The following is a 12,850-nucleotide window of genomic DNA, read 5'->3' as shown; positions in this document are numbered from 1 at the left end:
GGAGTTGACCCCATTGGGTTTGTGGGGGATTGTAACGTTTTTGTCCACGGGGGCTGTCACTCCGGGGGCGTGCAATCCCCAGTTTTGATTGGGACAAGGGAAGAAAAGGCACCCCTATGGAGAGCCGCTCAGGATAAATAAATAGAAGGCCGCCCCTTTGAAAAGGGCGGCCTTTTTGACGCCATGGGAAAGTGGAAAATAAAAAGGAGAGGGCGCTGTCAAAGCGCCCTCTCGCTAGCTTATGGATTTATTCGTCCTCGTCCTCATCCTCATCGCGGCGGGAAGAAGAGGAGCTTTCCGAAGAAGAATCGTCCTCCTCATCCTCATTGTCTTCATCTTCTGGGACGGGATGGGTGCCGTCGCAAACCTCAGGCAGATTGTTGTTGTCGTACCATCCGGATGCGGTATTGGCACAGTCCTCCCCAGCCAAAAGGCCGGTTTCCATACAGTAGGTCTGGACTGAGACATCGCCATAGGTGGGGAAATCCACCACCGCCAGGTTTTGGTGGATGGGGCCCATCACATTCTTCCAGACGATGGGTGGGGGATAGGATGCATAGCGGATGGTGGCGTCGGTGTCATAACCCATCCAGCAAGCGCCCACATAATAGGGGGTGACCCCGATAAACCACTGGTTGTAGTCATACTCGGAGGTACCAGTTTTGCCAGCCACCGGCATGGCGCCAAATTTAGCGGTGGTACCGGTGCCCTGGGGGGCGGTGGTGACCTGCTGGAGCAGCCGGTTCATCACAGTGGAGGTCTCGGGGGAGATGACCCGGGTGGGGGTGAGGTCCTTCTCCAACACCACTTCGCCGTTGCTGTCCAGCACCTTAGTGTAGGAGTGGGTAGGGGTGAAGGTGCCGCCGTTGCCGAAGATCTGGTAAGCGCCGGCCATCTCCAGGGGAGTGACGCCCACACTGAGGGCACCTAATGCCATGGGGGCTCGGTCGATATCGGTGACCACCCGGCCGTTGATGGTTTCCCGCTCCACCAGATTGTACATATTCAGCTTGTTTTTGAGGAAGTCAAAGCTGGTGCGGGGGCCCATCATCTCCACCAGCTGGGCGGGAATGGTGTTGGCGGATCGGCGGATGGCAAACTCCACGGTGATGGGGTTTTCATAGTAACCGGAATAGAAGTTAGTGGGCCAGTACTTGCCGGGGGAGATCTCGAGGGGGGCGTCGTTGAACAGGGTGGACCAGGTGATCAAATCCTGCTCAAAAGCCGGGCTGTAGGACGCTATGGGCTTGATGGTGGAACCGGGGTGCCGCCGGGCGCTGGTGGCCCGGTTGAAGAGCCTTGCGCCTTCTTTAGGCCGGTTGGAGCCAGCCAGTGCCTTGATCCCGCCATGAAGGTCGGTGACTACAAAGGCAGACTCCGGATATTCGGCATTGTACACCGCCGGGAAAGTATTGGTATTGTAGAGGTAGGTTTCTTCCAAGTAATCCTGCATCTCCACATCAATAGTGGTGTAGATGCGGTACCCACCCTTGTAGATCTGGTTTTCCGCATACTCCTTGGTGTAGCCTTTTTCTTCCACCAAGTCATTGATGACCTCTTCGGTCACATAGTCCACAAACCAGCTTTGGGTGTCGTTGATCTTTTCAATGTGCTCTTCTTTTTTGAATTCCAGCGGGTAGTTGAGGGCCTCTTCATACTCCTCGTCGTTGATATACCCTTGTTCATGCATCATGTACAGGCAGTCCTCTTGGCGGGACTTGTTGTTTTCCGGGTTGTAGAAGGGGTTGTACACCGATGGGTTTTTGGTAATGGCTACCAGCGAGGCGCATTCGGCCAAATTTAAATCTTTGACATCCTTGCCGAAATACAGATTGGCCGCCGCCTGGACGCCGTTGGTGCCGCTGCCCAGGGCGATGGTGTTCAGGTAGGCCTCCATGATTTGTTCCTTGGAGTAGCGCTTTTCCAAATTGAGTGCCTGGAAGATTTCCCGCACCTTGCGGTCCACCCGGAGGGCATTGTCGCCGGTGACGTTTTTAATCAGCTGCTGGGTGATGGTAGAACCGCCGGGCTTGCCTTCATAAATGGGGATAAACAGGTTGACAGCCGCCCCGATGGTGCGCTTCCAGTCCACACCGTGGTGGTAGGGGAAGCGTTTGTCCTCCAGGGCGATAAACCCTTTGACCAGGTTGGTGGGAATGTTGTCGTAATCCACCCAGATGCGGTTTTCCACATCGTGCAGCCGGTGGAACTCATAGTATTCGCCGGTGCTTTCATCCATGGCATAGAGAATGGTGGAATAGCTGAGTTTGACATCGGTCAAGTCAAGGGTATCATCCGACTTGATGTATTTGAGGATATAAACCGTCAGCACCGAGGCAACAATGGAGCCTGCGATGATGCAAACAAGCAGGATGATGATCAAAACCCGGGCTAAAGGGGAGAGTTTCCGCTTTTTTCGGGCCTTGTTTTTTTTCTCCGGCTGATCATTGGCAGGATGGTTGTCTTTTTTCTTCATGGTCTTCGCCTCCTTGAAGCAAACAGGATTTGGCCGCCGGTACGGCCCGATTGCCGGAATGGTTCCATCCGGCATAGGATTAAACAAAGACAGCAGTGCAAAAGGGCAGGCATATCCCTTTTGCGGAAAATAGAATGGGTGCCGCCAGAAAAGCCCGCACCTGTAGGCATTATATCATATCTTGACGGGAAAGTGTTAATAAAAATCAAAATCCTGTAAAATCCCCTTTCCCAAAGTGGAATAGAGATGGAAAAAATGGGCCAAACTACCGGGTGAAATCAACTTTTTGGCATATGGAGGCTGTGATGAAAAAAACATTGTTCTTTACCTTGGCAGCCATGGTCATCGCAGGGTGTTTAAGCGCCGGCCTGGCGATTGCATGGGAACAGAGAAACAGCGCCCAGCTCCCGGCCCAGGAACAGGCCAAGCAAGTTCCGGTGGGGGAATATGAGTATATCCTGCGGGAACACGAGGGCCGCCTGGCGGTCTTTTTGAAAGATAAAGACACGCCCGAGATGGTCTTTGATGTGTATGTCCGCCTGCTGCCGGAATATGACCGGGGCCAGCTGAACCAAGGGGTCTATGTGAAGGACTACGAGGAACTGATCAACCGCATTGAAGATTACATCAGCTAAAGTGTTGCCCGCGTTACCAAATTGTAATCGGGAAGTCATGAAATAAGGGGGAAATTTCAGCGGGATTCCCATATAATAAAACCATAGAAGAAATGGAACCACAACCGTGTGCTGGAGGGGGAATCGCCCATGAGTTTTAAATTTGCCCACAACAACATCAATGTGCTGGACCTTGACCGCAGCTTGGAATTTTACCAGAAGGCCCTGGGCCTCACCGAAGTCCGGCGCAAAGAGGCGGAGGACGGCAGCTTTATCCTCTCCTATCTGGGGGATGGGGTCACTCCCCACAACCTGGAGCTGACCTGGCTGCGGGACCGCAAAGACCCCTACGACCTGGGGGACAACGAAATCCATCTGGCTTTCTCCACCGATGATTTCGACGGCGCCTACAAGACCCATAAAGAAATGGGATGTATCTGCTATGAGAATCCCAAAATGGGCATCTATTTCATCAGCGACCCCGATGGGTATTGGCTGGAAATTGTACCGGTCCGCTAATCCCCACATTGGAATTTTCCTTGGAATTTTACAGATAATCAGTTAAAAGGCTCCGCTTGTGCGGGGCCTTTTGATTTTGCCCGGCATGAAAGCCCGGCCCCTTTTCATATACAAGAACAAAGCATATGGGATGGGGAGGAAACTTCAGATGAATTGGTACCAGTGGCTGGAGGATTTTGTATGGGGCCCCTGGATGGTGGCCCTTTTGTTTGGCATCGGCCTATATTTTACCGTGGGCAGCGGTTTTTTCCAGCTGCGCCGCATGGGGGAGGTTTTTCGCAGCACCTTGGGCGGCCTCTTCTCCGGCCAGCGGGAGAGCAAAGGGGGGATCAGCCCTTTCCAAGCGGTGTCCACCGCTTTGGCAGGCACGATGGGCACCGGCAACATCGCCGGGGTGGCCACCGCCATCACGGCCGGCGGGCCGGGGGCTATCTTTTGGATGTGGGTCAGCGCCCTGTTCGGGATGATGACCAAATATGCCGAAGTGGCCCTGGCGGTCCAGTACCGGATCACCGGCCCGGGCGGGGAACACAAAGGCGGGCCTATGTACTATATGGAAAAGGGATTGGGGATGAAGCCGCTGGCCGCCGTCTTTGCCGCCCTCTGTGTGGCTGCTTCTTTCGGCATTGGCAACATGGCCCAGTCCAACTCCATCGCCGAATCGGCCTACGCAGCCGCTGGGGTGCCGCCCATCCTCACCGGGACGGCGGTGGCCGCTGTGGTGGGGTTCGTGGTGGTTGGCGGGGTAAAACGGATTGGAAAGGTGGCGGAAGCCATCATCCCCTTCCTGTCAATTTTGTATACTGGGGCCTGTCTATACGTTTTGTATTGCAATTGGGGGCAGATCCCGGCAGCTTTTTCCCTCATTTTCCACAGCGCTTTCCACCCGGTGGCGGCCATGGGTGGGGGATTGGGCTACGGGGTTTCCCAAGCGGTGCGGCTTGGAGTGGCCCGGGGGGTGTTCTCCAACGAAGCGGGCCTGGGCTCCGCGCCCATTGCCCACGGCGCCGCCGATGCCAAAAGCCCCCGTGTCCAGGGGATGTGGGGCATTGTGGAGGTGTTTTTGGACACCATCCTTTGCTGCACCCTCACCACCTTGGTGATCCTCACCGCAGAGGAAGGGAAGCTGTGGCGCTGCGGATTGGATGGCGCCCAGCTGACCACCGCCGCCTTTGGGGTGGTCATGGGGGACCTCTCTGGCTATTTAGTGGCATTCTGCATGCTGTTTTTTGCATTGGCCTCTATGCTGGGCTGGTGCTTTTACGGCGAGAAGGCGCTGGAATACCTGTTCCCCCACAGTGGGAGAGCCATAGGAATCTACCGGTTTGGGTTCATCGCCTTGGCGGTAGTGGGGGCTTGCGTCCGGGTGGAGGAGATTTGGAACCTCTCCGACCTGCTCAATGGGCTGATGGCAGTCCCCAACTTGATCGCCTTGGCCCTCCTTTCCCCGGTGGTGTTCGGCACCTTGAAGGAAGGAAAGGCCCCTCGCCGGAAGAAAAAGCTGTAAAGGCATGTCCCTTTTCACTAGTTGGCCAAAACGGGTGAAAAACGTTGGGGATCCCCACGGGAAATAGCCGCTCTCGCCGAAAAAACGGGGGCGGCTGTGGCCAGGTTAGGGGCGGTAGAGGGTGATGATCCCCTCTTCGTTGAGGTGTTTGATCAGCAGCACGGCTAGCGGGGCAGTCAACATCCCGCCGAAGCCGGCCAGGTTGAGTCCTAGAAACATAGCGGTAATGGTGGCCAATGGGTGTAGGCCGATCTCCTGCCCTACCAATTTCGGTTCAATGGCGTTGCGCACCACCGTGACAATCCCGTAGAGGATGAGAAGTCCAACCCCCAAGGGATACCCGCCTCGCAGCAGCTCCAAAAGGGCCCAGGGGATGAGGATGCCCCCGCTGCCGATGAGAGGGAGGATGTCCAAAAAAGCGATGATGGCGGCAATGACCAAAGCGGAGGGCACCCGCAGCAGCCACAGCCCGGCAAAGATCTCCAAAAAGGTAAACAGCAGGATGTAACAGTAGGCTCGCCCCATGCTGAACAGGGAGGAGACCATAAAGTTTTTGACCTCCAGCACCACCGGGCGCCAGCTCTCCGGCAGCTGGCGGAAGAGGAAGGAAACCACCGTCTGGTAGTCGATGCATAGGAACACCGAGGAGACCACAGTGAAGATTGCTGCCATGAAGAAGTAGGGGATTTTGCCCGCCAACCCGGCTACCCATTGGGCTAAAAACATGGGGATGGCGCTGGTGAGCTCTTGGAAGAAGGCGATCACTCCGTCTTGGAGCTGGCGCACCGGCTCGGAGATCTCGGGGGAATAGCGGGAAAAGAGGGAGAGGCTCCACCGGTTGATCCGCTCCACCAAGGGAAGAATCTCATAGAGGAAGAAGTCAGGGAGCTGCTGGGCTAGGGTGGCAAACTGACCGAACAGGAAGGTGGAAAGCAGCCAGATGAGGGCCCCCAACAAAGTATAGAACAGCACAGCCGCACAGATGGCTGAGGGCTTGCGGCGCATCCGGGTCACCCGGGCGATCCACTCGGTGGCCGGTTTGAGGCAGAAGGCGATGGCAAGGCCCAGCACGAAAGGGAGCAGCCAGCACAGGGCGCAGCGGAAAAAAACGTAGAGGCACAGCGCCACTGCCAGTAGGAACAGAACGTTTAAAATGAATTTTTTCTTTTGGGAATCCCGCAAGCAATCTCCCTCCTTTAAAAAGAATTCCTGTGCGCCGCATCCTTCACCCGGGGAAAAGATGCCCCAAAATGGGAACAAGTGGAAGGCAGCGCACAGCGTCTTTGGCTATTATCCTATGCGGACAAGCTGGGGAATATGAAGGGGCCGCGGGAAATTTTCCGGCGGAAAAACCAACAGAAATTTCTTCTAAAATTTGGAAATGCAGCTTATTTCCTATGGAATATCAACAAATTTTTCTTATAATAGAAAATTTTTTGAGCGAATGCAATATCCGGCAGGATAAGACAAAGAAAAACACAGCATGGGTGGTATAATCACCCTTGAAGAAGGAATTTCCAGACAAATCCGGAAAAATGGGGGAAATTTCCCATTGAATTTGGGCGCTTCCAATGGTATATTGTTTCCATTCATAAAACACTCGTATGCTGGAGGCGGACAATCTATGGATAAGCCCAAATACTTACTCGTGAATACCAATGTGCTGCCCGATGTTTTTTTTAAGGTGGTACAAGCCAAAAAACTGATTGCTCAGGGCAAGGCCAAAAGTTCCTCTGAAGCTGCCAAACTGGCGGGGATCTCCCGAAGCGCCTTTTACAAATACAAGGATTCGGTATATCCCTATGACAACCGCCTCTCGGAGCGGATGGTGACCTTTAACACTACCTTGGAAGACGAGCCCGGCGTGCTGTCCGCCCTGCTGACCCAGCTGTATCAGGTGGGGGCCAACATCATCACCGTCAATCAGAACATCCCCACTGACGGGGTGGCGCCGGTCTCCATCTCCGCCCGCATCAATGCGGAGGACATCGACGAGGATCAGCTCATCGAGATCGTCCGCCACCAGCGCGGCGTGGTAGACGTGCGCAAGATTTAATGCGGTTTTCACCAAATCCTCCCATTTTCCATAGAATACCAGTAGAAATGGGCCCAAGGGGATACCTTTGGGCCTTGTTTTGGAAATATCCGGTAGGGAGGATGGCTCTATGGCAATACTTGTACAGAAATTTGGGGGGAGTTCGCTGGCCAATGGGGAGAAAATCCGCCGCGCGGCAGGGCTCTCCCTTTCCGCGGTTAGGCAGGGGTTTCAGGTGGTGGTAGTAGTCTCCGCCCAAGGGGATTTGACCGACCAGCTCCTGACCCAGGCGGGGGAACTTTGCCGCGCCCCCAGCCCCCGGGAGTTGGATCAGCTGCTCAGCGCGGGGGAGCAGATGTCCGCGGCGCTGTTCGCCATGGCATTGGAAGAGTTTGGCGCACCGGCAGTGTCGCTCACCGGCTGGCAGGCGGGGATTTTGACCGGGAGAACCCACCAGAACGCCTCCATTCAAACGGTGCGGCCGGGCCGTATCTTAGCGGAGCTGAACCAGGGAAAAATCGCCGTAGTGGCGGGGTTCCAGGGAATTTCTGCTGCAGGAGAGGTGACCACCTTGGGCCGCGGCGGGTCGGATATCACGGCAGTGGCGCTGGCCGCCGCCCTCAAAGGGGAGCGGTGCCAGATTTACACCGATGTGGACGGGGTGTACACCGCCGATCCCCGGCTGGTGCCCACAGCCCGGAGGTTTGAAGCCATCGGCTACGACGACATGTTGGCCTTGGCGAAAGCAGGGGCCCAGGTGCTCCACAGCCGGTCGGTGGAACTGGCCCAAAAAAGTGCTGTGGAGGTGGAGGTTCTCTCCAGCCAAACCGGCGCGCCGGGAACCAAAGTGGTGGCAGGGTGTCCGCCAGTGTCCGCCGCCGCCCGGGAGGAACGGTCGGCACTGGTGGAAATCGAAGGCCTCCCCGACCGGCCCGGGGCAGTGTTCCGGGTGTTTTCCCTCCTTGGTGCCAAAGGGATTGAAGTGGATGCCATCGCCCAATCCCCCGCCCAGGAAAGCCGCCGGAAGGTAGCCTTCTCGGTGGGGGAAGGCAGGATGGCTGCGGCTCAATCCCTGCTGGAATCCGCCCGTGGGGAGCTGGGTTACCAGTCCCTTGCTGCCTCCAGTGGCCTCTCCAAAATCACCCTGCTGGGGGAATGCGGGGAGGGAATTGCCCCATCCTTAGAAGATCGGGGCATCCCTGTGCTGCTTTCCTCCCAGGGGAAGCGGCGCAGCTGCGCCCTAGTCCCGCGGGAGGATTCTGTTGCCGCCTTGGAGGCGGTACACCGGGACTTCCTCACCGGGGAAGTTCCCCAAAGGGAGCTGCCCGCAGCCCAAAGCTGACACGCCAAATCTGGAATCCCCTGCCCAGCTGGGCAGGGGATTTTTTGTATTTCCTCAGAAAAACAAGAAAAACTATGTAATTTCACTATTATTTTATTTTGAATTTTATTTACTTGACATAAAAATTTTCTTTCGGTACAGTGTGGGTATGAGGTCGGCGCCGGCTCTCAAATACAAATTAGGAGAGCGAAAGTATGCTTCATTTTGAATGGACAGGGTCCCATTACGAGGCGGGCCTCCGCTATGGCACCGCCCGGCGGCAGNGGGATACCCGCCTCGCAGCAGCTCCAAAAGGGCCCAGGGGATGAGGATGCCCCCGCTGCCGATGAGAGGGAGGATGTCCAAAAAAGCGATGATGGCGGCAATGACCAAAGCGGAGGGCACCCGCAGCAGCCACAGCCCGGCAAAGATCTCCAAAAAGGTAAACAGCAGGATGTAACAGTAGGCTCGCCCCATGCTGAACAGGGAGGAGACCATAAAGTTTTTGACCTCCAGCACCACCGGGCGCCAGCTCTCCGGCAGCTGGCGGAAGAGGAAGGAAACCACCGTCTGGTAGTCGATGCATAGGAACACCGAGGAGACCACAGTGAAGATTGCTGCCATGAAGAAGTAGGGGATTTTGCCCGCCAACCCGGCTACCCATTGGGCTAAAAACATGGGGATGGCGCTGGTGAGCTCTTGGAAGAAGGCGATCACTCCGTCTTGGAGCTGGCGCACCGGCTCGGAGATCTCGGGGGAATAGCGGGAAAAGAGGGAGAGGCTCCACCGGTTGATCCGCTCCACCAAGGGAAGAATCTCATAGAGGAAGAAGTCAGGGAGCTGCTGGGCTAGGGTGGCAAACTGACCGAACAGGAAGGTGGAAAGCAGCCAGATGAGGGCCCCCAACAAAGTATAGAACAGCACAGCCGCACAGATGGCTGAGGGCTTGCGGCGCATCCGGGTCACCCGGGCGATCCACTCGGTGGCCGGTTTGAGGCAGAAGGCGATGGCAAGGCCCAGCACGAAAGGGAGCAGCCAGCACAGGGCGCAGCGGAAAAAAACGTAGAGGCACAGCGCCACTGCCAGTAGGAACAGAACGTTTAAAATGAATTTTTTCTTTTGGGAATCCCGCAAGCAATCTCCCTCCTTTAAAAAGAATTCCTGTGCGCCGCATCCTTCACCCGGGGAAAAGATGCCCCAAAATGGGAACAAGTGGAAGGCAGCGCACAGCGTCTTTGGCTATTATCCTATGCGGACAAGCTGGGGAATATGAAGGGGCCGCGGGAAATTTTCCGGCGGAAAAACCAACAGAAATTTCTTCTAAAATTTGGAAATGCAGCTTATTTCCTATGGAATATCAACAAATTTTTCTTATAATAGAAAATTTTTTGAGCGAATGCAATATCCGGCAGGATAAGACAAAGAAAAACACAGCATGGGTGGTATAATCACCCTTGAAGAAGGAATTTCCAGACAAATCCGGAAAAATGGGGGAAATTTCCCATTGAATTTGGGCGCTTCCAATGGTATATTGTTTCCATTCATAAAACACTCGTATGCTGGAGGCGGACAATCTATGGATAAGCCCAAATACTTACTCGTGAATACCAATGTGCTGCCCGATGTTTTTTTTAAGGTGGTACAAGCCAAAAAACTGATTGCTCAGGGCAAGGCCAAAAGTTCCTCTGAAGCTGCCAAACTGGCGGGGATCTCCCGAAGCGCCTTTTACAAATACAAGGATTCGGTATATCCCTATGACAACCGCCTCTCGGAGCGGATGGTGACCTTTAACACTACCTTGGAAGACGAGCCCGGCGTGCTGTCCGCCCTGCTGACCCAGCTGTATCAGGTGGGGGCCAACATCATCACCGTCAATCAGAACATCCCCACTGACGGGGTGGCGCCGGTCTCCATCTCCGCCCGCATCAATGCGGAGGACATCGACGAGGATCAGCTCATCGAGATCGTCCGCCACCAGCGCGGCGTGGTAGACGTGCGCAAGATTTAATGCGGTTTTCACCAAATCCTCCCATTTTCCATAGAATACCAGTAGAAATGGGCCCAAGGGGATACCTTTGGGCCTTGTTTTGGAAATATCCGGTAGGGAGGATGGCTCTATGGCAATACTTGTACAGAAATTTGGGGGGAGTTCGCTGGCCAATGGGGAGAAAATCCGCCGCGCGGCAGGGCTCTCCCTTTCCGCGGTTAGGCAGGGGTTTCAGGTGGTGGTAGTAGTCTCCGCCCAAGGGGATTTGACCGACCAGCTCCTGACCCAGGCGGGGGAACTTTGCCGCGCCCCCAGCCCCCGGGAGTTGGATCAGCTGCTCAGCGCGGGGGAGCAGATGTCCGCGGCGCTGTTCGCCATGGCATTGGAAGAGTTTGGCGCACCGGCAGTGTCGCTCACCGGCTGGCAGGCGGGGATTTTGACCGGGAGAACCCACCAGAACGCCTCCATTCAAACGGTGCGGCCGGGCCGTATCTTAGCGGAGCTGAACCAGGGAAAAATCGCCGTAGTGGCGGGGTTCCAGGGAATTTCTGCTGCAGGAGAGGTGACCACCTTGGGCCGCGGCGGGTCGGATATCACGGCAGTGGCGCTGGCCGCCGCCCTCAAAGGGGAGCGGTGCCAGATTTACACCGATGTGGACGGGGTGTACACCGCCGATCCCCGGCTGGTGCCCACAGCCCGGAGGTTTGAAGCCATCGGCTACGACGACATGTTGGCCTTGGCGAAAGCAGGGGCCCAGGTGCTCCACAGCCGGTCGGTGGAACTGGCCCAAAAAAGTGCTGTGGAGGTGGAGGTTCTCTCCAGCCAAACCGGCGCGCCGGGAACCAAAGTGGTGGCAGGGTGTCCGCCAGTGTCCGCCGCCGCCCGGGAGGAACGGTCGGCACTGGTGGAAATCGAAGGCCTCCCCGACCGGCCCGGGGCAGTGTTCCGGGTGTTTTCCCTCCTTGGTGCCAAAGGGATTGAAGTGGATGCCATCGCCCAATCCCCCGCCCAGGAAAGCCGCCGGAAGGTAGCCTTCTCGGTGGGGGAAGGCAGGATGGCTGCGGCTCAATCCCTGCTGGAATCCGCCCGTGGGGAGCTGGGTTACCAGTCCCTTGCTGCCTCCAGTGGCCTCTCCAAAATCACCCTGCTGGGGGAATGCGGGGAGGGAATTGCCCCATCCTTAGAAGATCGGGGCATCCCTGTGCTGCTTTCCTCCCAGGGGAAGCGGCGCAGCTGCGCCCTAGTCCCGCGGGAGGATTCTGTTGCCGCCTTGGAGGCGGTACACCGGGACTTCCTCACCGGGGAAGTTCCCCAAAGGGAGCTGCCCGCAGCCCAAAGCTGACACGCCAAATCTGGAATCCCCTGCCCAGCTGGGCAGGGGATTTTTTGTATTTCCTCAGAAAAACAAGAAAAACTATGTAATTTCACTATTATTTTATTTTGAATTTTATTTACTTGACATAAAAATTTTCTTTCGGTACAGTGTGGGTATGAGGTCGGCGCCGGCTCTCAAATACAAATTAGGAGAGCGAAAGTATGCTTCATTTTGAATGGACAGGGTCCCATTACGAGGCGGGCCTCCGCTATGGCACCGCCCGGCGGCAGATGGGGATGACCTTAGGCCGCCCAGAAATTTTACAACTCACCTCGGAGAAACTGGCCTTTGGCCGGGCCAGTATGGAAATCTGCCGGCGGGAATATCCCGAATTCTTGGAGGAACTGGAGGGCATCGCCCAGGGGCAGGAGATCCCCTTGGAGGAATTGTGCGCCTTTTTCTTTGGGATGTACAACTTTATAGGCGGCCATTTCTGCACCTCCTTTGCCTATCGCGGGCCGGATGGGGTGGTCTTTGGCCGGAACAGCGATTTTGCCGTGGCGCTGGAACCCACCAATGAAAACAGCTATTACCATCTGACGGATGGAAACGCCTTTGTGGGAAACAGCACCGCCCCCTCCCAGATGGAAGACGGGGTCAACTGCCACGGCCTGGCGGTGGGGCTGACCTTGATCTACCCCACGGTGAAGCGGCCGGGGCTGGGGGCGGGCATCCTCACCCGCTATCTGCTGGAGAGGTGTTCCACCGTCCCCGAGGCGGTGGAGGAATTGGGCCGGCTGACCATTTCCTCCAATCAGACCCTCACCTTGGCGGACCGGGCCGGTCGGATGGCGGTGGTGGAGTGCAACTGCCAGGGGATGGAGGTTCTGGAACCGGAACCTGGAACGGATTTTGTAGTTGCCACCAACAGCTTCCACGGGGTGGGGATGAAGCGGTACAACCCCGCCTTGGAGGACACTGTCTTTTCCGGACTGCGGTACCAGGTTGCCAAGAAGGCCCTAGACGATCGGTGGGGGGAGCCGGTGGCCTTTGCCCAAGAGCTGCTGGCGGGGAAG

The 12,850-nt window shown here is 56.3% G+C and carries 13 protein-coding genes; 10 read left to right on the top strand and 3 right to left on the bottom strand.

Annotation, left to right across the window (positions count from 1 at the left end):
* Positions 1–247: 247 nt before the first annotated feature.
* Entirely contained in the window at positions 248–2,476 is a 2,229-nt protein-coding gene (locus BQ5353_RS03695) for a transglycosylase domain-containing protein (RefSeq protein ID WP_071427336.1), read from the bottom strand.
* A gap of 305 nt (positions 2,477–2,781) precedes the next feature.
* On the opposite strand from BQ5353_RS03695, the gene BQ5353_RS03690 reads away from it, so the two are divergent.
* From BQ5353_RS03690 to BQ5353_RS03680, 3 genes are all read left to right on the top strand, one after another.
* Positions 2,782–3,111, top strand: coding sequence for a hypothetical protein (locus BQ5353_RS03690; protein WP_054330715.1), 330 nt, complete (start codon positions 2,782–2,784; stop codon positions 3,109–3,111).
* 129 nt (positions 3,112–3,240) lie between these two features.
* Positions 3,241–3,609 carry a VOC family protein gene (locus BQ5353_RS03685; RefSeq protein ID WP_054330716.1) on the top strand — a complete coding sequence of 123 codons (369 nt, stop codon included), beginning with the start codon at positions 3,241–3,243 and terminating at the stop codon, positions 3,607–3,609.
* A gap of 148 nt (positions 3,610–3,757) precedes the next feature.
* Positions 3,758–5,116 (top strand): alanine/glycine:cation symporter family protein, encoded by a 1,359-nt coding sequence (locus tag BQ5353_RS03680; RefSeq protein ID WP_233424496.1) that lies wholly within the window; start codon positions 3,758–3,760, stop codon positions 5,114–5,116.
* A 105-nt stretch (positions 5,117–5,221) separates the two neighbouring features.
* Here the strand turns inward: BQ5353_RS03680 and ytvI are convergent, their stop codons facing one another.
* On the bottom strand, positions 5,222–6,298 hold the full coding sequence (ytvI, locus tag BQ5353_RS03675; protein WP_071427335.1) for a sporulation integral membrane protein YtvI: 1,077 nt from the start codon (positions 6,296–6,298) through the stop codon (positions 5,222–5,224).
* A gap of 68 nt (positions 6,299–6,366) precedes the next feature.
* On the opposite strand from ytvI, the gene BQ5353_RS12650 reads away from it, so the two are divergent.
* From BQ5353_RS12650 to BQ5353_RS03665, 3 genes are all read left to right on the top strand, one after another.
* The gene (locus tag BQ5353_RS12650) at positions 6,367–6,612 is read left to right on the top strand and encodes a hypothetical protein (protein ID WP_162273105.1); all 246 of its coding nucleotides are present in this window, start codon (positions 6,367–6,369) and stop codon (positions 6,610–6,612) included.
* Between the two features lie 128 nt (positions 6,613–6,740).
* Positions 6,741–7,172, top strand: coding sequence for an ACT domain-containing protein (locus BQ5353_RS03670; RefSeq protein WP_071427333.1), 432 nt, complete (start codon positions 6,741–6,743; stop codon positions 7,170–7,172).
* Between the two features lie 109 nt (positions 7,173–7,281).
* On the top strand, positions 7,282–8,493 hold the full coding sequence (locus BQ5353_RS03665) for an aspartate kinase (protein WP_071427332.1): 1,212 nt from the start codon (positions 7,282–7,284) through the stop codon (positions 8,491–8,493).
* A gap of 105 nt (positions 8,494–8,598) precedes the next feature.
* On the opposite strand, the gene BQ5353_RS03660 is transcribed toward BQ5353_RS03665, so the two are convergent.
* The gene (locus BQ5353_RS03660) at positions 8,599–9,606 is read right to left on the bottom strand and encodes an AI-2E family transporter (RefSeq protein WP_071427334.1); all 1,008 of its coding nucleotides are present in this window, start codon (positions 9,604–9,606) and stop codon (positions 8,599–8,601) included.
* Between the two features lie 68 nt (positions 9,607–9,674).
* Between BQ5353_RS03660 and BQ5353_RS12645 the strand changes: the two genes are divergently transcribed.
* The 4 genes from BQ5353_RS12645 to BQ5353_RS03645 form a co-directional block, all read left to right on the top strand.
* Entirely contained in the window at positions 9,675–9,920 is a 246-nt protein-coding gene (locus tag BQ5353_RS12645; RefSeq protein WP_162273105.1) for a hypothetical protein, read from the top strand.
* Positions 9,921–10,048: 128 nt separating this feature from the next.
* Positions 10,049–10,480, top strand: a complete 432-nt coding sequence (locus tag BQ5353_RS03655; RefSeq protein ID WP_071427333.1) for an ACT domain-containing protein — start codon at positions 10,049–10,051, stop codon at positions 10,478–10,480.
* A gap of 109 nt (positions 10,481–10,589) precedes the next feature.
* On the top strand, positions 10,590–11,801 hold the full coding sequence (locus BQ5353_RS03650; RefSeq protein WP_071427332.1) for an aspartate kinase: 1,212 nt from the start codon (positions 10,590–10,592) through the stop codon (positions 11,799–11,801).
* Between the two features lie 194 nt (positions 11,802–11,995).
* The coding region (locus tag BQ5353_RS03645; protein ID WP_071427331.1) for a C45 family autoproteolytic acyltransferase/hydrolase at positions 11,996–12,850 on the top strand (855 nt) is incomplete at its 3' end.

The organism is Merdimmobilis hominis, assembly GCF_900104615.1.
Lineage (GTDB): Bacteria > Bacillota > Clostridia > Oscillospirales > Ruminococcaceae > Merdimmobilis > Merdimmobilis hominis.
This window is presented reverse-complemented; position numbering and strand designations above follow the sequence as displayed.